The organism is Sphingobium sp. FG58 (assembly GCF_057809055.1).
Genome location: NZ_JBMDJF010000031.1, coordinates 1 through 21,021, shown reverse-complemented (window position 1 = coordinate 21,021; position 21,021 = coordinate 1). Strand labels below are relative to the sequence as shown.

The window sequence follows — 21,021 nt, the reverse complement described above, 5'->3', positions numbered from 1 at the left end:
GCGGCGAGAATAATCCACTAACAATCAACACGGTCCACTCGGTGGGGGCAGGTCATTTTGACGGCGACAAAGTGGCCGAGCATTGGGACAGCCAGAAAGTGTGCCCAGGCAAGACGCCGGCAGAGTGCGTGAGTGAACTAAACCCCTTTGAATAAGGGACCGGTGTTCCGGGTTATTGCCGGTCGCCATCACAGAACGGTGAACGATGGCGATCGTTCACCGTTTTTTGCTTGCGCCATAAGGGGTGGAGGCTGCGGCTGATCGGTTATCGGAAGAACAGACTGCGGGCTTGGCAGGCCGCGACTTTGCCAGCACGAGATCGACGAAGCGCTGGTCGGCCAACGCCACCGCTGCGAGATTAGGGGTGTTGCCGACACTATCGGGCTGGTTGGCGGTCCCGGCATGGGCAAGACCCACTTCGCCACGGTGCTTGGCTATCTGTCGTTTAGCGCATCACGGCGCGCCCTGCTGTTCCATCGTCTCACCCACCCCTGATATCCAAGGCATAATCCCATGGTGGCGCGCTTCTCGATGGGGACGCCAGGACACTTCTCATTAGCAATCAACGCTTTGCGTGATTGCGCTCTGCGTTTGCGCCGAATGGCAAATATGCCGTATCTGCACATAATGTGACAGTTGCTCCGGGCTTTGCAGCAACGTCAAATCGGGGATGGGAAAATTTTGCCTTGGCCAAGCGCGTTTCAGAAGAAAGCCCGATAAGAGCGACACCGCAAAAGCGGCGCTTCGGCACAGATAAATCGGCGACTCGTACACTGTTGCTCGACGCTGCGCTGGCGCTGATGGTGGAGGAAGGATATGCCGCCGTCAGTGGTCGGAAGGTGGCTGCACGCGCGGGATTGAATGCCTCGCTCATCCACTATTATTTCCCTACCTCCGACGATTTGCTGGTGTCCGCCTACAGGCGCGGTGCCGAACAGAGCCTCGAGCGCCATCAGGCGGCGGCACAGTCGGACGATCCACTGCGTGCCTTGTGGACGCTCAGCATCGAACCCAGCCGCACGGCCCTCGCCATGGAGTTTATGGCGCTGGCAAATCACCGGAAGGTCATAGGCGAAGAAATTGCACGCTATGCCGAACATATCCGCGCCGTTCAGATAGCGGCGATTGAACGTTATCTCGCGAACAGCCCCATCATCCTTGGGCCATGCACGCCAGCCGCAGCCACTGTCTGGCTGGCCGCGATGGCGCGATTGCTGGTGATGGAGGAAGGGGTCGGCATCCTGTCGGGCCATGACGACGCGCGCAAACTGATGGACTGGCTTCTCACCAGTCTCTGCCACCGCCCGGACGATGAATCGCGCGACGGCGCGGAGCAATCCGCCATTTCTTGACCGACACCGCCATGCCAAGCTAAGCATGTGCTTAGCGCAGCATGCGAGTGGCGGCTTTACCGCTGCCCGGACGGGAGAGAAGAGATGCCGATTGCGGAACAGACCGGCTTTGAGGTCAGAAATCTGGCGCCGCGTATCGGTAGTGAAATCGTGACGGACGTGCAGACGCTGCTCAGTGGCGCTTGCTCCGCGCACATTCGCGCATTGCTGGAAGAACGGGGCGTGGTGGCCATTCGCGGCCTCGACCTGACGGACGATCAGCAAATCGCCTTCACCAAGACGATCGGCACGATCGTTGAGGAAAAGGCCTTCAAGATCACGATGGACCCTAAGGAAAATCCGGTCGCCGAATATATCAAGGGCGCCTTCTACTGGCATATTGATGGGACGATGGGCGACGTTCCGATCTTCGCATCGCTGATGAGCAGCCGCAAATTGTCGGACACGGGCGGCCAGACCGAGTTTTCCAATACCTATGCAGCCTATGATGATTTGCCCGAAGCGGAGAAAGTGGCGCTCGAAAAGCTCAAGGTCGTCCATATGTTCGAAGTGGCGCAGCGCTATGTGCAGCCTGAACCAAGTCATGAACTGCTGAAAAGCTGGCAGACATTCCAGCCCCACGTCCTGCCGCTCATATGGACCCATCGCTCTGGTCGTAAATCGCTGGTGCTTGGTTCCACGGCATCGCATGTCGAGGGGATGGACCTTCGCGAAGGATGGGCGTTGCTCACCCGACTACGCGATTATGCGACGCAGCCCCAGTTCGTCTATCGGCATGAATGGACGCTCGGCGACCTCGTCATCTGGGACAATACAGGGACCATGCATCGCGCGCTGCCTTACGCCATGGACAGCGGGCGAATGATGCATCGCACGACCCTGGCCGGCGAAGAATCCTTCGCCTGACATGATATCGGGGAACATCTGATGACAGCCCGTCCCGTAGCCGTGGTGACCGGCGCCAGTCGCGGCGCAGGGCGCGGCATTGCCATTGCCCTGGGCAGTCATGGCTGCACGGTCTATGTGACTGGCCGGTCCGAAAAAGCAGGCGATCATCCTCTGCCCGGCACGATCTGGGAAACAGCGGACGCCGTAACGCAAGCCGGGGGCAGGGGCATTGCGGTTCGCGTCGATCATGCCGATGATGCACAGGTGGAAGCGCTTTTCGCACGGGTTTCTGAGGATGAAGGCCGTCTAGACATCCTCGTCAACAATGCCTGCGCCCTGCATGATGATCTGACCGCTTCCGGCAATTTCTGGGAAAAGCCGCTCGGCATTGTCGAGATGCTCAATGTGGGCCTGCGGAGCGCCTATGTCGCCAGCTTCCATGCGGCCTCCCTGATGGTGGCCGAGCGGCGTGGCCTCATCATGTTCACGTCCGCATCGGGTGCCGCCCATTATTCCTTTGGCCCTGCCTATGGCGCGCACAAGGCGGGACTGGACAAGTTCGCGGCGGACATGGCCGTCGATCTCCGACCATTCAATGTCGCTGCCCTTTCGATATGGATGGGCGCGCTGCTGACGGATCGCTTGCGCATGGTCATCGCCTCCGACCCGATCAAATATAAGGATCTGGAAGCAGCGACCGAAACGCCCGAATTCACCGGACATGCGATCTGGGCCTTATATTCCGATCCTGCCCTGATGGACATGAGCGGCCAGACCGTGATCGGGGCCGAGATGGCCCTGAAATATGGCTTTGCCGATCAGGGTGGTCGACAGCCGCGTTCCTGCCGCGACACGCATCAGGTTGCGCCACGCCAGCAATATCCGCTCATCTTGCGGTAGCGAAGAATAGCATCGAAGGAGGATCGCCATGGACGATATGCAATTAGCCCAACTGTGCCGTGACGTCGCCTATCTCAAGGACAGGCTGGCGATCCAGGACCTGATCGCACGCCATGCGCGCGGGCATGACCGGCATGACGTCGATCTTCTCACCAGCGCCTATCATGACGATGGCGTCGATGAACATGGCCATGCCATCAACCCCGGCCCGCTCTACGCCCAGTGGTCGAACGCTGTCCATGCCGCCGGTTCGGATCAGCATCTCCACAATATCACGACCCATCTTTGCGAGATTGATGGCGATGTCGCGCATTGCGAAAGCTATGTGATGGTATCGCTGCTGGATCGTGGCGGAAAGACGGCGCGGATCATCAATGGCCGTTATATCGATCGGGTCGAGCGCCGTGACGGCGAATGGAAAATCGCGCTGCGCCGTTCTACCGTTGATACGCTGATCACCGGAGACGCTTCGATCCTCCAGCATCCCAAATTTGTCGAACAAGGCTATACCAAAGGTATGCGCGACAAAAGCGACATCTCCTATCAACGGCCACTAACGCTCGATACGCCTGTTACCCAATGGTGACGCTATTCTCTCGCGATCATCAGAGTCCTGCCCCTGCAAACCAATCAGGCCATGCGGTGCGGGTAGGTCGTGATGGTGATCATCTCAGAAAAGCTATCGATTGGCATTGGGCTTATTCATAGCACGGCCCAATTCATATTGCAGCAATTCAACAGCTTGCTGTACTTTAGGGAGAAGATGACGTCTTTGCGGATAAACAGCCCAAATCGGTTCATCTTCGGGCTGAGCATCTTCAAGAAGCAGCTCGACCATCCCATGCTTTAGATATGGCAGAATATAAAAATCGGGCAGTTGGCAGATGCCGAGACCTGCAATGCACGCTTCAATCACCGCGTGTCCACTATTGCAGCGGAAACGACCTTTTGGATTGTGGATGATCTCTCGATTTTCAACTTTGAAATACCAGGTCGACGCCGTGCCCTTGATACATTCATGTTCCGAGAGAGCCTCCACGCATTCAGGCCGTCCAGCCGATGCCAGATAACTTGGTGCCGCGCAGGTATAAAGCGTGCGAGAAGCAACGCGCGTCGCGATCAGGCGAGGGTCGGTGATAAAGCCCGTCCGCACTGCCAGGTCATAGCCTTCGCCGATCAGATCGATTACCCGATTGGACAATTCGATCGATACCGTCAGGCGCGGATGCTGCACCGCGAAGCGACGGATGATAGGGGCTACGAAGCGTTCGCCCATTGCGGTCGAGCATGTGACCCGCAATTCTCCCTGAGGCTCATTTCGGTCGCTGATAAGCGCAATCGCTTCATCCCTTTCCTGGGCGATACGCTCACATCGTTCGAAAAATACGCGACCGGTATCGGTCAGGTGGACGCTGCGCGTTGTGCGGTGGAACAAGTGCGCGTCGATCCGCCGTTCGAGCGCCATGATCGAGCGACTGACATGCGTTGTTGATACGCCAAGTGTTTGAGCGCCCCGCGTGAAAGAACCGGTCGTCGCCACACTGATGAATTCGTCGATCCCGTCCCAGCTGGACATTGATTATCACTCACATGAAAAAATGATTTGCATAATCACCATATTATCACCGCAGCTCCAAATTGCTATATGGGGTTTTACAATTGGAGGGGAGAGGTCAATGATTTGGCTGGCGAGGATTTGCGCATGGTTGTGCGAAGCTTTCGCCCTTTGTGTCGAGCCAAGTCCGCTTTCCCTGAATCACAATCCGAATTCCAAGGAGAAAAAATGAAAACGCGCGCTGCCGTCGCTTTCGAAGCGAAAAAGCCCCTGGAAATTGTCGAGGTCGATCTCGAAGGCCCGAAGGCTGGCGAGGTTCTGGTCGAGATCATGGCGACCGGCATCTGCCATACCGACGCCTACACGCTGGACGGTTTTGACAGCGAAGGCATCTTTCCCTCCATTCTCGGACATGAAGGCGCAGGCATTGTGCGCGAAGTCGGTCCCGGCGTGACCAGCGTCAAGCCAGGTGACCATGTCATTCCGCTATACACGCCCGAATGCCGCCAGTGCAAAAGCTGCCTTTCGGGCAAGACCAACCTCTGCACCGCGATCCGCGCGACTCAGGGCAAGGGCTTGATGCCCGACGGCACGACCCGCTTTTCGTACAAGGGGCAGCCGATTTTCCATTATATGGGTTGCTCGACCTTCTCCAACTTCACTGTGCTGCCGGACATTGCGGTCGCCAAGATCCGCGACGACGCGCCGTTCGACAAGAGCTGTTATATCGGCTGCGGCGTGACCACCGGTGTTGGTGCAGTGGTGAATTCGGCCAAGGTGACGCCGGGAAGCAATGTAGTCGTCTTTGGGCTGGGCGGCATTGGCCTCAATGTGCTTCAGGCCGCGCGCATGGTTGGTGCCGACCGCATTATCGGTGTCGATATCAACGACAGCAAGGCGGAATGGGGCAAGCGCTTCGGCATGACTCATTTCTACAACCCCAAGGGCAAGAACACGGCGGAAGTGGTGGCTGACCTGGTTGCGCTGACCGACGGCGGGGCCGATTATACGTTCGATTGCACGGGCAACACCGAAGTGATGCGCCAGGCGCTGGAAGCCTGCCATCGCGGATGGGGCGTCTCTACCGTCATTGGCGTGGCCGAAGCAGGCAAGGAAATTTCGACCCGTCCTTTCCAGCTCGTCACCGGCCGGGTGTGGCAGGGTAGCGCCTTCGGCGGCGCCAAGGGCCGCACCGACGTCCCCAAGATCGTCGACTGGTACATGAACGGCAAGATCGAAATCGACCCGATGATCACGCACGTTCTGAGCCTTGAAGAGATCAACAAGGGCTTTGACCTGATGCATGCGGGTGAAAGTATCCGCAGCGTCGTAGTGTTCTAACCATCCATTTTTGAATAACGGAGAATCCAAATGACAGTAATTTCTGGTGACGGCGTGTTTTCGCATGCCTGCCTGGGTGCGAGTGACCTCGCCAAGTCCGCCGCATTCTACGATGCCGCCCTTGCGCCGCTTGGCGTTCAGAACCTCGGCCCGTTCGGCGACAGCGCGATCCTGTACGGCAAGGACAAGCCGGCCTTGCTGGTGCTGAAGCCGGGCAATGGTGAAGCGCCTTCGAGCAATGGCGTGACCGTGGGCTTTGCTGCTGCCAGTCAGGCCGATGTCGATGCCTTCCACAAGGCTGGCCTGGCGGCAGGCGGTATCTGCGAAGGCGAAGCGGGTCCCCGCGGCCATCTGCCGGGCGCTTATGCAGCCTATCTGCGCGATCCCGCGGGCAACAAGATCTGCGCCTATCATTTCACTGCGGAATAACAGTCGCATGGCTCTGGAAACCGTTTCAGCGAGCCGAAGCTTTGGTGGTGTGCAGAGCGTGTGCAAGCACGTTTCTGCCACCACGGGCACGGACATGACCTTTTCCATTTTTGTGCCGGCCCATGCGGAAGGCGCAAAGCTGCCGGTCGTGTGGTATCTGTCAGGGCTTACCTGCACGCACGCCAATGTGACGGACAAGGGCGAATATCGCCGCCTTTGTGCGGAACTGGGGCTGATCCTTGTCGCGCCCGACACGTCGCCGCGTGGCGAAACCGTGCCGGATGATGCAGAGGGTGCCTATGATTTCGGACTGGGCGCCGGTTTCTATGTTGATGCCACCCAGGCACCGTTCGATCGCCACTATCATATGTGGTCCTATATCACGCAGGAATTGCCCGCCATCGTCGGCGAGAATTTCCCCGTGGATATGGACCGCCAGTCTATCATGGGTCACAGCATGGGTGGGCATGGCGCGCTGACCATTGGTCTGACCTTCCCTGATCGATACAAGGCCATATCGGCTTTTTCTCCCATCGTTGCGCCTTCGCAGGTTCCCTGGGGACAGAAAGCGCTTGGCGGTTATCTGGGCGAAGATCGCTCGGTCTGGCGCAAGCATGATGCGGTAGCGTTGATTGAGGATGGCGCGCGGGCCGATGCGCTGATGGTCGATCAGGGGGACGCGGATCAGTTCCTGGCCGAACAACTCAAACCCCAGTTGCTGGAAGAGGCGTGCGCTGCTGCGGGCATCCCGCTTATCCTGAGACTGCAACCGGGTTACGACCATAGCTATTATTTTATTTCGACGTTCATGGCTGACCATTTGCGCTGGCATGCTGATCGGCTGAACGGGAAGGCCGCCTGATGATTGAGATTGTCGTTGTCGATCGGGGCGGGAATGCGCGGTCGATCGAGACGGAAGCCGGCATCAGCTTGATGGAAGCGATCCGCGATGCGGGCATGGACGAACTGCTCGCGCTCTGTGGCGGCTGCTGCTCCTGCGCCACATGCCATGTTTTTGTGGATCAGAGCGCAGGCGATCTGCTGGCACTGGGCGAGGATGAAAATGATCTGCTGGACAGCAGCGATCATCGCAACGAACGATCGCGTCTGTCCTGCCAGATAGTGCTGACCACCGAGATGAGCGGTTTGCGCGTCTCCATAGCGCCGGAAGACTGAGGGTATGAGTTCGGATATTCTGAGCCGCTATTATGCAGCGTTCAATCGTGGCGACAGCGTTGCGATGCTAGAACTCCTGACTGAGGATGTCGTACACGAACCCTCGCAGGGCGCTCCGCGGCACGGAAAGGCGGCCTTCGCTGCGTTTCTGCGGCATATGGACCATTGCTATCGTGAGGAGGTCATCAATCCGGTTTTCCTGGCGTCAAGCGACGGCCAGCGAGCGGCGGCCGAGTTCATGCTCAAGGGGCAATATCAGGAAACCGATACTGATCTTCCGCCAGCAACCGGGCAGCATTACCAACTGCGTGTCGGCGCTTTTTTTGAACTGCGCGGCGGCCTTATCGCGCGCGTCAGCAATCATTATAATCTGGCCGACTGGCTGGCTCAGGTGAAGGCTGAATAATGCCCGCGGAGTTGGCGGCATCGGTGGAAGTTGAGCGCGTCGGCAGGGACGACCTATCGCTTCGAGCGCTTTCGACCCTGCGCATGACGGTGTTCCGGGGCTGGCCATATCTTTATGATGGTAGTCTGGAGTATGAAGCCAATTATTTATCCGAGTTTCTGAACGACCCGGCTGCCGTGCTGGTCGTTGCCCGGATCGGCGAAATACCTGTCGGCATGGCGACTGCGTCGCCGATGGCAACCCAGTCGGATGCCATCACAGCACCTTTTCAGGCTGCGGGGCTCGATGTCGGTCAGCTATTCTACTTCGGTGAATCGGTGCTTCTGCCGCAATTTCGCGGTATGGGAATAGGTCACCGTTTTTTTGACGAACGGGAGGCCGCAGCCCGCGCTGCAGGAGCGAACCGTGCCCTGTTTTGCGCGGTGGAGCGTGAAGCGGATCACCCGTCACGGCCAGCTGGCGCCCGCGATCTGACGACCTTCTGGCAAGGTCGCGGCTATCGTATTGCGCCGCGCTTCACGACCGTGATGCGTTGGAAGGAAGTTGGTCAAGACACGGAGAGCGATCATGTCATGCGCTTCTGGCTGAAAACGCTATAGGCGCCCGGATGACGAAAATTCGCGTTGCGGCTGCGCAATACCCCATCGAGCGCCTGCCCTCTTATGGCGCGTGGGAAGCAAAGCTCAGCCGCTGGGTCTCCGACGCTGCGGTTCGGGGTGCCCAGCTTCTGGTATTTCCTGAATATGCGTCCATGGAACTGGCTGGCTGCGACGGTGCATCGGCAGACCTCCAGGCATCGCTGGACCATGTTATGGCACTGGGAGAGCAGATTGATGAGCTGCATCGCCAACTGGCCATGCACTATGGCGTCACGATCTTGAGCGCCAGCCGCCCATGTTGTGATACGCGCGGGCTGACAGTCAATCGCGCCCACCTCTTTTGTCCGGACGGTCGCTCCGCCCACCAGGATAAAATCGTCATGACCCGGTTCGAGCGGGAAAATTGGGGGATAGCAGGGGGCGAGGCCATTCATGTCATGGATACGCCGATCGGGCGGGTAGGAATTTCGATCTGCTATGATGCCGAATTTCCTCTCATCGCGCGGGCGCAAGCCGAAGCGGGCGCTCGGATCATTCTGGTGCCCTCTGCCACCGACAGTATGCAGGGTTACTGGCGTGTTCGTATCGGCGCGCAGGCACGTGCGCTGGAAAATCAATGCTATGTCGTTCAGGCGCCAACAGTGGGAGAGGCGGCTTGGTTGCCTTCACTGGACGATAATTATGGCGCTGCCGCAATTTACGGTCCGCCCGACGGCGTGACACCCGATGACGGTGTATTCGCATGCGGAGCGCTAAACCAGACGCAATGGCTGATCGCTGATATCGTGCTGGATGAGGTGGATCAGTGGCGACAGGATGGCACCGTCCTGCCTTTTCGCCATTGGCCGGAACAGCATGTGCCGACACGCGCCGTCGCGTGCGAGCTTCACGACGTTCACAGGCTCTCTGCGCGTAAGGTAGAGTCGGCCGAAGAAAATATCAAAAATCGCTTTTTTGTCGGGAAGTTCGAATGAGCCATTATGATGTCGTGATCGTGGGTGCCGGACACGCGGGCGCTCAGGCGGCGATTTCGCTGCGCCAGTTGGGCTTTGAGGGATCGATCGCGATGGTGGGCGATGAAAAGCATCCGCCCTATGAACGTCCGCCCCTGTCCAAGGAATATTTCGCGGGCGACAAGAGCTTCGAACGCATCCTGATCCGGCCGGCGAGCTTTTGGGAAGAGCGCCAGGTCGATATGTTGCTGGGCCTGCGCGTCAAGGCGGTCGATCCGGCGGGCAAGGTCGTGACCGCTGGCGACCGGGAGATCAGCTATGGCAAGCTGATCTGGTGTACCGGCGGCAGCCCGCGCATGCTCAGCTGCCTTGGCGCCGATGCCCCCAACGTCTACGGTGTGCGCCGTCGCGACGATGTCGACGCGATGATGGAGAAGCTTGGCCAGATTGACCATGTCACCGTCATCGGCGGTGGCTATATCGGGCTGGAGGCGGCGGCCGTTTTGTCGAAGTTCGGCAAGAAGGTCGTACTGCTCGAAGCACTGGACCGCGTACTGGCGCGCGTTGCGGGCGAGCAACTGTCCCGCTTTTACGAGGCGGAGCATCGCGCCCATGGCATCGACCTGCGCACCGGCACGCGGATGGGCAGCATCGAGGTGACGGATGGCGAAGCGACCGCCATATTGATGGAAGATGGCGAGCGGATCGAAACCGATATGGTGATCGTCGGCATCGGTATCATTCCCGAAACCGGTCCGTTGATCGCGGCGGGCGCGGTTGGATGCAATGGCGTGGATGTGGACGAATATTGCCGCACCAGCCTGCCCGACATCTATGCGGTGGGCGATTGTGCGGGCCATACCAATCATTTCGCGCGCGGCGCGCAGATCCGCCTCGAATCCGTCCAGAACGCCAACGACCAGGCGAAAACGGCGGTCGGTCATATCATGGGCAAGGAAGAAGCATATCATGCTGTGCCGTGGTTCTGGTCGAACCAATATGATCTAAAGCTCCAGACCGTGGGCCTGTCCACTGGGCATGACCAGACCATTTTGCGCGGCGACCCGGCAACCCGCAGCTTTTCCGTTCTTTATCTCAAGGATGGAAAGCTGATCGCGCTCGACTGCGTCAATGCGGTTAAGGATTATGTACAGGGCCGAGCCCATGTCATTTCAGGTGCGATCCTGGATCAGGCGCAAATGGCTGATGCGTCGGTGCCGCTCAAGGAAGTGAAATTGCTGTAGGGCGTCTGGACATGGTCCGATGGGAGAAAAGGTCGAGATTCTGACGCTAATATACCTGCGGATATGACCTGAATTTTGTCGTACTCAAGTTGCGCCAATGTGAGTTTGCAAAATATCACAATGACGAAGTCCGAGCGGAATATTCATTCAACTGCATTCGCGGCACCCGTAGCAATCGCCGCTAAAATCATATCGCGATGATCGCAGCGAGCAACTGACCCAATCAACGCGCTACGTCTTCAACATGCGGTAGGTGATGAATTCCGCTTCGCTCGTCACTGTGCGCTAAAAAGGCTGCTTCTAACCGAACTGATGTGATCGCGCATTGCCTGCGCTGCGCGTTCGGGATTGTGGCTTCGGATCGCGTCGATGAATGATAAATGTTCTACTTCCGTCGCACTGCGTGGCGCAGGCGGAACGCCGAAAACTTCCTCAAGTCGTTGTTCAAGGCCCATGCGCACTTGCGACTTGAGGGCATCATACAGGATCAACATCAAAGGATTATGTGTAGCACGTGCTATCGACCGGTGCAGTTTGTCGTCTAGCCTTCGCCACTGAATGAAAGATGTTGCGGATGCCATGTCGGCAACGCAGCCTTCCAATATTTCGAGATCGGCTGGCGTAGCGTGAATTGCGGCTTGTGCTGCCAATTGGGGTTCGAGCAACAAGCGCGCTTCAAAAAAATCATGCACGCTGATCGAGCCGGCGACGTTCGCCGATTCAATGGTGACCTGGCGCGGACCGAGAAAAGTCCCCTTTCCAACATGGCGCCAGATCATTCCTTGATCTTCCATCCGCTTCAACATGGTCCGCAAGCGGCTACGCGAGACGCCAAGTTCAACACCTAGCTTCGGTTCAGGGGGGAGGCGATCGAGGCCCTTCCGTTCAAGGTTGTCGAGATAATCGCGCAGTCGCGCGACATCCTCGTCGATCGTTCCGCCGCTGCTGGCTGTAAGCTGGTCTTGGGTATCCATATTTCCTCTTTAATGACGACCAATTGCAAATGCTAGTCTATCGAAATGCGCGTCACTGCGGGCTGTTTGGCTTGATGATCGGCATTTCGGACAAAGGAGATGGCTCCTGCTCCCGCAAAGCTCGCACGCCAAACATTCTTGCAATAATCCTAATGAGATATTATAATTTGTAAAATATCATATCATAATATTACGATTGATCAATTCTGTGAGATGCGTGTAGCCTTCCGGCTTTCCGAGCAGAATAACGAATGTACGGATGCGTTAGAAAGTCTCAAGAGGCCGAGGCGCGGGAGGAAAAATGACACCCTCTGTAGGCCGAAGAAAATCCCTGAAAGGCTGGAACGGGCATTCGCCCCGCCCATCGGGCATCGCGGCGCGATTGGCTGGTGTATCGATGATCGTGGGAAGAATGGCATTGACGGTGCAATCATAGTCGGCCAGTTCGGCAGCCAGGCTTTCGGTCATGCGATGCACTGCCGACTTCGATGCAGCATAGGCCGCCATCCCGGCTCCCGCCGAAAGCGCGCCAGCAGCGCCGATGTTGACGATCGACGAGCCGCTGCTCGATATCAGGTGCGGCAATACAGCCTTCGTCATCGTCAGGCAGGTCAGGACGTTCAGGTCATACATCATTTTCCAGTCCTGCGGATCGCTTTCCGCAACTGGCTTCCAGATGAAGGCACCTGTGACGTTGATCAGAATATTGATCGGACCCAGTTCGTCGCAAATTCTCGCTGTCGCGAGACGAACCTGATTTGGGTCAGTCAAATCTACCCCGCCAATATCGATCCCGCCTGTATTGATGTCGGGTGCATGAGCTGCCTTGTCCAGGCGGACGACACGATCGCCATGATCCATGAATCCCTTGGCGACGGCACGTCCAACAACTCCAAACGCACCTGTGACCAGAACATTACGCATAGATTTATCTCCTCTGCCCAAATTTGACAGATTGAACTGTTAAGCAGGTAGCCGCTCTATCAAGTTTCATTGGAGATGGGCGTTCGGTTTCCTCAAATGGCCCTTGTCCGCAAAAAAACGTCCTGCGCGCGCCGTGGTCGGCGCGGCTTCTTTCGGCCATTGTTGATGACTGACCTTTTTTGGCGCGGCATCCGGCGTTCGCACAACATCAGGCGCAGGTTAACGCATCGATCAACCCACGCTATCGCAATCTGCAGGTTCCGGTCTGGCGCACGATCGAACGCGAAAGGGGGCGGGCAATCGCCTGCGCGCCTCCTTCCATGCCGATCCTAATTTGGGGTCTTGATCTTGAGCGTCCGCCGTATGCGCGCAGTTGGTTTGCTGGCATTACCTTTCGGCATGACCTTGGCCGCTTCAGCCGCCGCTGCAACAGGCGGAATGGCCTTGGATTTCTGCTCCGACGGGGACGAGCGGCCTTCCTTGGCCTTCGGCGTTTCGCGCTTGCTGGCCGGCTTGGCTCTGGCAACGCTTTTCTTCACCGCTCCGACCGGTTCTGGCGCTGCCGCAGGTGGCGTGTCGGCCGTCGCTACTGGCTTTGTTGCCGGCGCTTTGCGCGTCGCCTTCGTGGATACAGACTTCGACGCTGGCGTGCTGGTGACTTCGGCTTTCTTTGCCATCGTTCCACCAGGTGCGGAGGATGGTTGCTCGCGGGTTTCAGCCACAGGCTTGGCGTTGCGATCAGCGGGCTTTCCGTTCGACGGAGCCGCGCTTGCCGGCGACACCGGGCGCCCATTCTTGCGCGACCCCAGGCCAATCCGAGCGGCCGTAGCGCGCCGTTGCTCGGAATAGTTTTTGGAGGTCATCGGATAGTCGCGAGGCAGTCCATAGCGTTCGCGATATTGATCAGGAGTCAGTCCGTGCTGGGCAAGATGCCGCTTTAGCATCTTATATGGCTTGCCGTCGATCAGACTGAGAATATGCTCTGGAGACGTCAGACTTTTGCGGATTGTGACTGCGGGCAGATATACTGGCTCGGCCAACGGCGTCGGTGCCGTCTCATTCGACAAAGCCAAGCGGGTCGTCGTGATGAGGTCGGCGAGATCTTCGCGCGCGACGATATTGTTGGCCAGATAAGCGCTCAGCAATTGCACGGTGAGCTGGGTGAGATCAGTCTTGTCAGTATCGGCCATTAGGAAATCTCTCAATCTGCGCGGTCGGGTCCCTAGCGTAACGTCCGTCTCATCGGACGAAATGCAAATGATGTAAAGAGCCGACGATGCCGTCATGCGTGGAGCGGTCGTGAGCGCGCCAATATCCGGTTCATTCTCGACTTTACTGGACGGAATAGATCAGCTGATCCCTGATCAGGAGATTGTTCCTTGATGCTTCGTTGACAATCTCCATAAGCGATCGGGCAGCCCGACCGACCAGAGCGCCTTTCGCCTTGATCAGCCGCACCTCCAGAGCCGGTGTAGTAATTTCAAGGTTCAGTTCGACCAGGTCTCCCCGATCAAGGTCGGATCGCAACATGTCCGCAAAGAGGACGGCGGCGGCATTGCCCTTGAGCAGGGTTTTCTGCGCGAGCGCCGCGTTTTCCGTCTGCAGGGCTATGGGACTTCCCAAAATGCCGAGCTGCGCCATGGCATCATCCATAACTGTGCGGAGCGGATAGTTTTTGGGTAAATAGATGTGAGGAACGCGGGCAAGGTCGTCCGATGAAACCTTCGATCTTTTGGCAAGTGGATGCTCTTTACCGACGAAAACGCCCAACTGTTCGCGCCAGATGAATTCGGAATTCACGGGTGGACGCCCTTCAAGAGACATTGTGAACCCCAGATCTGCCTTGCCATTTTCTATCAACGTCTCGGCCGATTGCAGATCGCTTGGTTCGATTTCGATCTGCCATTCTGGATGCGCATTTCCAAACTCCGCGATAATCGGCGCCAGGCGAAAACTGACATAACTGGATGCGGCGACGACGAGCCGCCGACGAAGATTGGCTCGGCCTTGGCCGCCAAGATCATTCATCATCGCGCGCATTTCCTCCAATAGGGTTACGGCATGACGATAGGCCACTCTTCCTTCGGGCGTTAATTCCGCAGCGCTGCCTGGGCGTCGCACGAAGAGTGTATGCCCAAGCGCCCGCTCCATCGCCTGAATATGCCCAGAGACGGATACTTGCGCGACGCCAAGCCGCTCCGCGCTGCCATGGAAGCTCCCGACATCAACCGTTTCGACAAAGACTTCCAGCTGTCTGAATGTCACTCCGAGCATCTCAAATCTCCCAACCGATAGCCATTAGGCTATCGCAGCGATAGTGCATTGGCTGCTTTGCGGCCCGCATTTCGATCCGTATCGTCTCTAAACAGAAATCGTGAAACAATACACGGTGCTGCGACATGAGAGAGGATCCCCGTTGCTAAAGCTTTTCCACGCCGAACCCGGCGCAAATTCGCTCAAATGTCTGATACCGCTCAAAGAGAAGAAAATCGACTTCGAGAGCAGTTATGTCGATCTGCACCGGTTTCAGCAGCATGAAGCCTGGTTCCTCGCGATCAATCCCGAAGGTCAGGTGCCGGTTCTTGATCATGACGGCGCTATTATTACCCAGTCCTCGGTGATCAACGAATATCTGGAAGACGCCTTCCCCGACACTCCCTCGCTCAGGCCCGATGATCCTGTTGCAATCGCCCGAATGCGGCTTTGGAACAAATTTGTTGACGAACATGTGATGAATCCTGTCTCCATGCATGGCTGGCACCGCTTCGTGGGGGTATTGGCGCGTGGGATCGAGAGCGGGGATTTTGACCGTCTGGTCGCGCGCATCCCGCTTCACGAACAACGGGAAAAATGGAAAACGGCACGTTCGGGTTTCACGCAGGAAGATCTCGACAATTCGAGCCGCAAAGTGGCGCTGGCGCTTGCCAAAGCGGAGGAGGCTCTGGCGGCCGGCCCTTGGCTGGCTGGTGACACTTTTTCGCTCGCCGACATTAATTTCTTTGCGCATCTTGGCATGTATGCGGTCCGCATGTTCCCGGATCTGTCGGACGATCAGCGGCATCCCTTTCTGGCCGAATGGCGTGAGCGGGTCGCAAATCGTCCAGGTGTCAAAGCCGCTTTGGCGATGCTCGACCTGACCAATCCGGCGCTCCGAACCTTTACCGGCGAAGCGCACTAGAAAGAGTGTCATGACCTATAATGAAAGCGATGCACCCGCTGTCGAAGCCGAAATCAACTATCTTGCCCCCGGCTCGGCGATCAATCGCCGCTTTGTTTCCGCGGGCGAGGAGGTAAATACCGGCAGCTATGAGGCGCATAAGGTAATAATCCGCGACGCACGCCCCCAAGCTGCTGAGTTCACCCTCGCCAGTCATGGCTTCATGCTTACCGCGCACAAAAGTGCGATAAAGGACTTTCTCGACTATGAGGAGGTGAATGCGCATTACGCGCCCGAAGTCGCCCATGCCGTCAAGCGGCTGACGGGTGCCGATTACGTCGCGACCATCGGCGCTATGGTCCGCTCATCAGGCGATCGGTCGCAAGACGACAGGGATGAAGGCGCTGGCTATTATGGAGGTGTACAGCCCCCGGCAGGGGAGGCGCATGTGGACGCGGCGCCCGATCGCGTCGACCAGCTTGCCGCACAGCTATATCGCCAGCAATTCCCTGATAAGCCGCCCTACAAGCGGTATATATATTCCAGTTTCTGGCGTGTTTTCTCCGATCCTCCGCAAGACAGTCCCCTTGCGCTTTGCGATGGCCGCAGCGTCGGCGATGACGAAGGTGTCGTGAACACCATGTTCATCGTCGACAAGATTCCCGACCGTCATGAGATGCTTGCGCCGATCGAGGGTGAGGATCAGGCAATGGCAGCGGCCATATTCCTGCATCAGCCCCATCATCGCTGGTGGTATTTCTCAAAATATGAACCGGGACGAGGCGTTGCTATTCATATTCCATGATAGCCGCCGCCAGGCGCCCTGGCGTGTCCCCCATACTGCCTTTCAAGATCGCAGTCACACCAATGCGGTGCCGCGCCAGAGCGTCGAATTCCGCACCATTGCCTATTTCCTCTGATCTGGAGCGACCATGTTGGCCACGACTTTGACGACGACCGCTGTTCTGGGCTTTGCCGGACCACTGGCTACGCGCCCGAAATTTCACGCTAATGATACACGCCTGGATGTTATGAACATCGTCCAGCATGCGGTGGAGATAGAAGATGCGCGCCTCTGGGATCACGCGCCTTCGCTCGACCGCGAGGGGTTCGCCATCTATCCTCACAGGACAAGGATCGGCGATTTCCGGCAGCGCGACGAAGTCGACCATATTCATCCGGCGGAAATCCAAAAGCTGCTTCTGGATATGACCGGTGCCGACGAAATCATAATCGTGGGCGGCGCTGGTTTGCGTTTCGGAGAAAGGTCCCAGGACTCTGGAGCGCTGGATAATTCAAGGCCTGCCCGCTTCGTCCATATCGACGTAAGCGACAAGACCGCGGCAGATTTCTTTGCCCGCGTGCAAACGGAAAAAGACAGGCCCATTAAACGGGTCGCGCAATATAATGTCTGGCGCGCGCTGACGCCGCCGCCCCAGGATGTACCTTTGGCAGTCTGTGACGCGCGTTCGCTCTCGTCTGAGGATCTGATGCCGGCCGACGCCATGTTCGATCGCGACGGGGCCATCCTGTTTTCCTTTGAAGCACTGACCATTCGTTACAATCCCAAGCAGCGCTGGGCCTATTTTTCCAACATGACCCGTGACGAAGCGCTGGTGTTCAAGACCCATGACACCGATAGCGGGGTCGCCCACCACGTTCCCCATGGGGCGTTCGATGATCCCAACTGTCCACCTGAAGTCGAGCCGCGTTCGAGCGTCGAAATGCGCGGCATGGCGATCTGGTACGAGTGAGGAAAGCAAATGCTGGACATTTATCATTGGGAACCGAACGCGAATTCGGGAAAGCCCCTTGTCGCGGCGATTGAAAAGGGTGTCGCTTATGACAGCCATTTCATCGATATGCTGACGTTCGACCAGCACAAGCCGGACTATCTGGCGGTCAATCCCAACGGGACGATACCAGCGCTGGTCCATGACGGCGCGTTGATCCGGGAATCCACAGCCATGATCGACTATATCGATATGGTATTCGATGGCCCGCCGCTCCGACCGCGCGATCCATATGAAATCTGGCGCATGCGCTGGTGGAGCCGCTTCTTCGATCAATATGTCGGACCTGCCGCCAGCCAGATCGGGTGGAGCATGTTTGTGGGCCCCAGCTTGCGCAAACTCGATCCCGACATGATGAAGGCGGCAATCGACCGGATACCGCTTCCCGAGCGGCGGGCGGCATGGTCGAAAGCCTTTTACGGCACATTTACCGAAGCGGAACTGGCCGAGAGCAAAGAACGACTGTTGCACGGAATTTCAGCGATCGACCAGACATTGACTGATCGTGACTGGATCGCCGGGGACGCATGTTCCGCAGCCGACCTGGTCGGGTTCATGATGTTGTTTGGACTTCCGCAGATGTTTGACGACGCTGCGAACGACAGGCGGACGCCGAATTTCATGAACTGGCTGCGCCGAACGGGGCGGCGGCCAAGCGTCAGGAAATGCCTGTCGCTTGCTAGCCCCCATTTCAGGGACGGCTTTGAGCGGCTGGTGGGTACGGGGGGCGCTATCGATGCTTGAGCTTTATCACTGGGCGCCCAACGGGCCTTGGCTCAAGCCCCTGATCGTAATTGCGGAGAAGGCGATCGATTGCAGGCTGATCCCGGTCGATATCCTGGCGTTCGAGCAATATGGTGAGCGCATGCCCGAACCATCACTGGAATCTCGATTCAATTGTGAAGGAGAAGGGCCTCTGCTCGTGCATGACGGTCGGCAGATTACCGAGTCCTTCTTCATGAGCGAATATCTCGATATTGCTTTTGGCGGCGCGAGCCTTCAGCCCGGCACACCGGTCACTTACAATATGATGTTGGCGGGTGCGCGGTTCATCAACGAAACATTGATGCCAGCGGTAAACCTGCTCGGGTGTCAGCGCTTTCTGGCCCCGACCTTGCCGGGCAAGAGCCTGCCTCCAGCAATCGCCGCAAAAATCCCGTTACGGCTTGTAAGGGATGGTTGGTCGCGTGCCTTCGAAAATGATTATCCCCAAGAGCTTGTCACAGAATCCTTGCGGAAGGTGGCGCTGGGATTGCAAAAAATCGATGCCGCGCTCGGCGATGGGGAATGGGTTGCGGGAGACAGCTTTTCCCTTGCCGACATCGATTATTTTGCGACCTGTCGCTCGCTTCGCATTTTGACGCCGGATCAACTCGCAAACCATCCCCGTGTCGTCAATTGGCTGGCCAGGGTGGAAGATCGCCCAGCGGTTCGGCAAAGCCTTGCCACTGGTGGTTGGGAAAGCCCGGAAACGGCATTTGCGCCGGGGCCTGAACATGCTCGTTGGGGGTAGGCATATGGCCTTCAACAATAGGGTGAAATGGCAGAATCAAAGATGAAGATTTCGACGACGTAGCATTTTGCAAAAGTCTGGAGTCGAAACACCGTGCCGGTTGTCCGGGGCGGTGAAGGATGACGCACGTTCAAAGCAACCAGAATGACAATAGAGGAGGGGTAAGGCTATCATGACAACGATCCCGAAGCGCGCGATTTTCCTGGCGGGGGCCAGCCTGCTTTGTACGGGGCAGGTATCTGCGCAAACCTCTGGCGGCCAGCCTCCGGCTCAGCCGCCCGCTCGGCAGGACAGCAATAATGGGCCGAACAGTTCAGACGTAATTGGCGTGGACGATATCATCGTTACCGCCCAATTTCGCGAACAAAGCCTTCAGGATACGCCCATTGCTATAACCGCTATTTCGGGCGCTATGCTGGAAGCGCGCAACCAGACAAATCTCAGCCAGATAGCAAATCAGGCACCGTCGGTTACTCTCAAGCCGCAAGGGCCAGCTTTCGGCCCGTCTCTTGGCGCGAATATCCGCGGCGTGGGGCAGTTCGATTTCAATCCGGCGTTGGAGCCGGGCGTGGGCATTTATGTCGACGATGTCTATTATGCGACACTGACCGGATCGGTATTTGATCTGCTCGACCTGGATCGTGTTGAAATCCTGCGCGGGCCACAAGGGACTTTGGCAGGCAAAAACTCCATCGGCGGCGCGGTCAAACTCTATTCTCAACGTCCAACGGGCAGCAATAGCGGATATATTCAGGTTGCCTATGGCAGCCGTCAGCGGATCGACTTGCGAGCAAGCGCAGACTTCGGACTTACCGAAACTGTGTCGGCCAGATTGTCCGCCGTGTCCAAAAAGCAGGATGGCTATATTAAGCGGCTCGATTTTGGCTGTGTCTATCCTGCTGGCGGGGGGGCAACCATTGTGAACAATCTCGGACAAAATGTGCCGGTCAATCCTGCGGGAGGCGTGCCGCGCACCAGCTTGCGAAACGATTGCGAACTCGCACGGGAAGGAGAGGTGGATTATCAGGCAGTCAGAGGACAACTGCGTTTCCAACCCAGCGATGCGGTCGATATCAACATTATTGGCGATTATACGATCGACAGTCGGGTTCAGGCCGGTGCGGTGCTACTTGAACGCAACTTCCCCAATGGCGGTCCTGCATCCCCAATCCTTCCGACCCAGTTCAATCCACCCTATAGTTTCGGCGCATTTGGGCCTCTGGACATCAATCCTTTTGCCGGAAATCTGCAATATGACTCGCGGTTCGTCTGTGGTCGTTTCTGCAACTTCAGCACGTACAACTCGCTCGCCGACACCAACCCTGCCGCTTTCGCTTCGGAAGGCGGGGTGAGGCAAGCGACAACCGGAGACGGACGCGTCCGTTTTGAGGGGTGGGGCGTTTCGGGACAGGCTGAACTTAATCTGTCAGATGCCATGAAGATCGTGTCCATTATTGCCTATCGCGCATATGACAATCGTTTCAGCAACGATGATGATCTGACGCCACTTGCGCATAGTAATAGCGACAATGATTTGAGTTTCTGGTCGTTCAGTCAGGAGATGCGGCTGAATGGATCTCTAGGAAACAGGATCGAATATACATTTGGCGGGCTTTATCAGAAGCAGAAGTCGGTTTACCGGACCTCGCAGGACTTGCGTTATGCCGGGCTGCCGCTTTTCATCGGCAATGATCCGGTCAAGGCGAGTACCAAGGCCATCTTTGCCCATTTCCAATGGAAGCCCATCGACGCGCTGACTCTCAGAGCCTGATCGGAAATTAAGTTGAGGGGTATCAGCAGGTTAGGTTGACGGCCTG

The 21,021-nt window shown here is 57.4% G+C and carries 24 protein-coding genes; 19 read left to right on the top strand and 5 right to left on the bottom strand.

Going from position 1 to position 21,021, the window contains the following annotated elements; genetic code table 11:
* The first annotated feature begins 686 nt into the window (after nucleotides 1-686).
* The 4 genes from ACODR8_RS19120 (at nucleotide 687) to ACODR8_RS19105 (ending at nucleotide 3,726) form a co-directional block, all read left to right on the top strand.
* Entirely contained in the window at nucleotides 687-1,352 is a 666-nt protein-coding gene (locus ACODR8_RS19120; RefSeq protein ID WP_489008726.1) for a TetR/AcrR family transcriptional regulator, read from the top strand.
* An 84-nt stretch (nucleotides 1,353-1,436) separates the two neighbouring features.
* Nucleotides 1,437-2,258 (top strand): TauD/TfdA dioxygenase family protein, encoded by an 822-nt coding sequence (locus tag ACODR8_RS19115; protein ID WP_489008725.1) that lies wholly within the window; start codon nucleotides 1,437-1,439, stop codon nucleotides 2,256-2,258.
* 21 nt (nucleotides 2,259-2,279) lie between these two features.
* Complete coding sequence (locus tag ACODR8_RS19110; RefSeq protein ID WP_489008724.1) at nucleotides 2,280-3,140, top strand: SDR family NAD(P)-dependent oxidoreductase; 861 nt, start codon at nucleotides 2,280-2,282, stop codon at nucleotides 3,138-3,140.
* A gap of 28 nt (nucleotides 3,141-3,168) precedes the next feature.
* Nucleotides 3,169-3,726, top strand: a complete 558-nt coding sequence (locus ACODR8_RS19105) for a nuclear transport factor 2 family protein (RefSeq protein ID WP_489008723.1) — start codon at nucleotides 3,169-3,171, stop codon at nucleotides 3,724-3,726.
* A gap of 93 nt (nucleotides 3,727-3,819) precedes the next feature.
* On the opposite strand, the gene ACODR8_RS19100 is transcribed toward ACODR8_RS19105, so the two are convergent.
* Nucleotides 3,820-4,716 (bottom strand): LysR family transcriptional regulator, encoded by an 897-nt coding sequence (locus ACODR8_RS19100; protein ID WP_489008722.1) that lies wholly within the window; start codon nucleotides 4,714-4,716, stop codon nucleotides 3,820-3,822.
* Between the two features lie 207 nt (nucleotides 4,717-4,923).
* On the opposite strand from ACODR8_RS19100, the gene ACODR8_RS19095 reads away from it, so the two are divergent.
* Genes ACODR8_RS19095 through ACODR8_RS19060 form a run of 8 tightly spaced genes read left to right on the top strand, consistent with a single transcriptional unit; the run spans nucleotide 4,924 to nucleotide 10,843 of the window.
* The gene (locus ACODR8_RS19095) at nucleotides 4,924-6,036 is read left to right on the top strand and encodes an S-(hydroxymethyl)glutathione dehydrogenase/class III alcohol dehydrogenase (RefSeq protein WP_489008721.1); all 1,113 of its coding nucleotides are present in this window, start codon (nucleotides 4,924-4,926) and stop codon (nucleotides 6,034-6,036) included.
* A gap of 30 nt (nucleotides 6,037-6,066) precedes the next feature.
* Nucleotides 6,067-6,465 carry a VOC family protein gene (locus ACODR8_RS19090; RefSeq protein ID WP_489008720.1) on the top strand — a complete coding sequence of 133 codons (399 nt, stop codon included), beginning with the start codon at nucleotides 6,067-6,069 and terminating at the stop codon, nucleotides 6,463-6,465.
* Between the two features lie 7 nt (nucleotides 6,466-6,472).
* Nucleotides 6,473-7,327, top strand: coding sequence for an S-formylglutathione hydrolase (gene fghA, locus ACODR8_RS19085; RefSeq protein ID WP_489008719.1), 855 nt, complete (start codon nucleotides 6,473-6,475; stop codon nucleotides 7,325-7,327).
* Entirely contained in the window at nucleotides 7,327-7,641 is a 315-nt protein-coding gene (locus ACODR8_RS19080) for a 2Fe-2S iron-sulfur cluster-binding protein (RefSeq protein WP_489008718.1), read from the top strand. Before fghA ends, ACODR8_RS19080 begins: the two co-directional genes overlap by 1 nt.
* A gap of 4 nt (nucleotides 7,642-7,645) precedes the next feature.
* Complete coding sequence (locus ACODR8_RS19075; RefSeq protein WP_489008717.1) at nucleotides 7,646-8,047, top strand: ketosteroid isomerase-related protein; 402 nt, start codon at nucleotides 7,646-7,648, stop codon at nucleotides 8,045-8,047.
* Complete coding sequence (locus ACODR8_RS19070; RefSeq protein ID WP_489008727.1) at nucleotides 8,044-8,646, top strand: GNAT family N-acetyltransferase; 603 nt, start codon at nucleotides 8,044-8,046, stop codon at nucleotides 8,644-8,646. Before ACODR8_RS19075 ends, ACODR8_RS19070 begins: the two co-directional genes overlap by 4 nt.
* Before the next feature lie 8 nt (nucleotides 8,647-8,654).
* The gene (locus ACODR8_RS19065; RefSeq protein ID WP_489008716.1) at nucleotides 8,655-9,620 is read left to right on the top strand and encodes a carbon-nitrogen hydrolase family protein; all 966 of its coding nucleotides are present in this window, start codon (nucleotides 8,655-8,657) and stop codon (nucleotides 9,618-9,620) included.
* Nucleotides 9,617-10,843 carry an NAD(P)/FAD-dependent oxidoreductase gene (locus tag ACODR8_RS19060; protein ID WP_489008715.1) on the top strand — a complete coding sequence of 409 codons (1,227 nt, stop codon included), beginning with the start codon at nucleotides 9,617-9,619 and terminating at the stop codon, nucleotides 10,841-10,843. Before ACODR8_RS19065 ends, ACODR8_RS19060 begins: the two co-directional genes overlap by 4 nt.
* 275 nt (nucleotides 10,844-11,118) lie before the next feature.
* Here the strand turns inward: ACODR8_RS19060 and ACODR8_RS19055 are convergent, their stop codons facing one another.
* From ACODR8_RS19055 to ACODR8_RS19040, 4 genes are all read right to left on the bottom strand, one after another.
* Nucleotides 11,119-11,817, bottom strand: coding sequence for a FadR/GntR family transcriptional regulator (locus tag ACODR8_RS19055; protein ID WP_489008714.1), 699 nt, complete (start codon nucleotides 11,815-11,817; stop codon nucleotides 11,119-11,121).
* Nucleotides 11,818-12,081: 264 nt separating this feature from the next.
* Entirely contained in the window at nucleotides 12,082-12,741 is a 660-nt protein-coding gene (locus ACODR8_RS19050) for an SDR family NAD(P)-dependent oxidoreductase (protein WP_489008713.1), read from the bottom strand.
* Between the two features lie 329 nt (nucleotides 12,742-13,070).
* Nucleotides 13,071-13,931, bottom strand: coding sequence for a Ros/MucR family transcriptional regulator (locus ACODR8_RS19045; RefSeq protein ID WP_489008712.1), 861 nt, complete (start codon nucleotides 13,929-13,931; stop codon nucleotides 13,071-13,073).
* 142 nt (nucleotides 13,932-14,073) lie between these two features.
* On the bottom strand, nucleotides 14,074-15,015 hold the full coding sequence (locus tag ACODR8_RS19040; RefSeq protein ID WP_489008711.1) for a LysR family transcriptional regulator: 942 nt from the start codon (nucleotides 15,013-15,015) through the stop codon (nucleotides 14,074-14,076).
* Nucleotides 15,016-15,157: 142 nt separating this feature from the next.
* Between ACODR8_RS19040 and ACODR8_RS19035 the strand changes: the two genes are divergently transcribed.
* The 7 genes from ACODR8_RS19035 (at nucleotide 15,158) to ACODR8_RS19005 (ending at nucleotide 20,975) form a co-directional block, all read left to right on the top strand.
* Nucleotides 15,158-15,919 (top strand): glutathione S-transferase family protein, encoded by a 762-nt coding sequence (locus ACODR8_RS19035; protein WP_489008710.1) that lies wholly within the window; start codon nucleotides 15,158-15,160, stop codon nucleotides 15,917-15,919.
* 10 nt (nucleotides 15,920-15,929) lie between these two features.
* A complete protein-coding gene (locus ACODR8_RS19030) occupies nucleotides 15,930-16,703 on the top strand; it encodes a CmcJ/NvfI family oxidoreductase (RefSeq protein ID WP_489008709.1) in 774 nt (257 codons plus the stop codon).
* The gene (locus ACODR8_RS19025; protein ID WP_489008708.1) at nucleotides 16,666-16,818 is read left to right on the top strand and encodes a hypothetical protein; all 153 of its coding nucleotides are present in this window, start codon (nucleotides 16,666-16,668) and stop codon (nucleotides 16,816-16,818) included. The genes ACODR8_RS19030 and ACODR8_RS19025 overlap by 38 nt, the downstream gene beginning before the upstream one ends.
* A gap of 12 nt (nucleotides 16,819-16,830) precedes the next feature.
* Complete coding sequence (locus ACODR8_RS19020) at nucleotides 16,831-17,652, top strand: CmcJ/NvfI family oxidoreductase (RefSeq protein ID WP_489008707.1); 822 nt, start codon at nucleotides 16,831-16,833, stop codon at nucleotides 17,650-17,652.
* A 9-nt stretch (nucleotides 17,653-17,661) separates the two neighbouring features.
* A complete protein-coding gene (locus ACODR8_RS19015) occupies nucleotides 17,662-18,435 on the top strand; it encodes a glutathione S-transferase family protein (RefSeq protein WP_489008706.1) in 774 nt (257 codons plus the stop codon).
* Nucleotides 18,428-19,204 carry a glutathione S-transferase family protein gene (locus ACODR8_RS19010; RefSeq protein WP_489008705.1) on the top strand — a complete coding sequence of 259 codons (777 nt, stop codon included), beginning with the start codon at nucleotides 18,428-18,430 and terminating at the stop codon, nucleotides 19,202-19,204. Before ACODR8_RS19015 ends, ACODR8_RS19010 begins: the two co-directional genes overlap by 8 nt.
* A gap of 172 nt (nucleotides 19,205-19,376) precedes the next feature.
* A complete protein-coding gene (locus tag ACODR8_RS19005; RefSeq protein WP_489008704.1) occupies nucleotides 19,377-20,975 on the top strand; it encodes a TonB-dependent receptor in 1,599 nt (532 codons plus the stop codon).
* Nucleotides 20,976-21,021: the final 46 nt, after the last annotated feature.

What these genes read in the sequence shown, in the direction of transcription:
- ACODR8_RS19050 (WP_489008713.1), bottom strand. Translation starts at nt 12,741, where the DNA reads ATGCGTAATGTTCTGGTCACAGGTGCGTTTGGAGTTGTTGGACGTGCC.
- ACODR8_RS19095 (WP_489008721.1), top strand. Translation starts at nt 4,924, where the DNA reads ATGAAAACGCGCGCTGCCGTCGCTTTCGAAGCGAAAAAGCCCCTGGAA.
- ACODR8_RS19080 (WP_489008718.1), top strand. Translation starts at nt 7,327, where the DNA reads ATGATTGAGATTGTCGTTGTCGATCGGGGCGGGAATGCGCGGTCGATC.
- ACODR8_RS19020 (WP_489008707.1), top strand. Translation starts at nt 16,831, where the DNA reads ATGTTGGCCACGACTTTGACGACGACCGCTGTTCTGGGCTTTGCCGGA.
- fghA (WP_489008719.1), top strand. Translation starts at nt 6,473, where the DNA reads ATGGCTCTGGAAACCGTTTCAGCGAGCCGAAGCTTTGGTGGTGTGCAG.
- ACODR8_RS19065 (WP_489008716.1), top strand. Translation starts at nt 8,655, where the DNA reads ATGACGAAAATTCGCGTTGCGGCTGCGCAATACCCCATCGAGCGCCTG.
- ACODR8_RS19045 (WP_489008712.1), bottom strand. Translation starts at nt 13,931, where the DNA reads ATGGCCGATACTGACAAGACTGATCTCACCCAGCTCACCGTGCAATTG.
- ACODR8_RS19100 (WP_489008722.1), bottom strand. Translation starts at nt 4,716, where the DNA reads ATGTCCAGCTGGGACGGGATCGACGAATTCATCAGTGTGGCGACGACC.
- ACODR8_RS19110 (WP_489008724.1), top strand. Translation starts at nt 2,280, where the DNA reads ATGACAGCCCGTCCCGTAGCCGTGGTGACCGGCGCCAGTCGCGGCGCA.
- ACODR8_RS19005 (WP_489008704.1), top strand. Translation starts at nt 19,377, where the DNA reads ATGACAACGATCCCGAAGCGCGCGATTTTCCTGGCGGGGGCCAGCCTG.
- ACODR8_RS19090 (WP_489008720.1), top strand. Translation starts at nt 6,067, where the DNA reads ATGACAGTAATTTCTGGTGACGGCGTGTTTTCGCATGCCTGCCTGGGT.
- ACODR8_RS19115 (WP_489008725.1), top strand. Translation starts at nt 1,437, where the DNA reads ATGCCGATTGCGGAACAGACCGGCTTTGAGGTCAGAAATCTGGCGCCG.
- ACODR8_RS19075 (WP_489008717.1), top strand. Translation starts at nt 7,646, where the DNA reads ATGAGTTCGGATATTCTGAGCCGCTATTATGCAGCGTTCAATCGTGGC.
- ACODR8_RS19105 (WP_489008723.1), top strand. Translation starts at nt 3,169, where the DNA reads ATGGACGATATGCAATTAGCCCAACTGTGCCGTGACGTCGCCTATCTC.
- ACODR8_RS19040 (WP_489008711.1), bottom strand. Translation starts at nt 15,015, where the DNA reads ATGCTCGGAGTGACATTCAGACAGCTGGAAGTCTTTGTCGAAACGGTT.
- ACODR8_RS19060 (WP_489008715.1), top strand. Translation starts at nt 9,617, where the DNA reads ATGAGCCATTATGATGTCGTGATCGTGGGTGCCGGACACGCGGGCGCT.
- ACODR8_RS19015 (WP_489008706.1), top strand. Translation starts at nt 17,662, where the DNA reads ATGCTGGACATTTATCATTGGGAACCGAACGCGAATTCGGGAAAGCCC.
- ACODR8_RS19010 (WP_489008705.1), top strand. Translation starts at nt 18,428, where the DNA reads ATGCTTGAGCTTTATCACTGGGCGCCCAACGGGCCTTGGCTCAAGCCC.
- ACODR8_RS19055 (WP_489008714.1), bottom strand. Translation starts at nt 11,817, where the DNA reads ATGGATACCCAAGACCAGCTTACAGCCAGCAGCGGCGGAACGATCGAC.
- ACODR8_RS19025 (WP_489008708.1), top strand. Translation starts at nt 16,666, where the DNA reads ATGAACCGGGACGAGGCGTTGCTATTCATATTCCATGATAGCCGCCGC.
- ACODR8_RS19030 (WP_489008709.1), top strand. Translation starts at nt 15,930, where the DNA reads ATGACCTATAATGAAAGCGATGCACCCGCTGTCGAAGCCGAAATCAAC.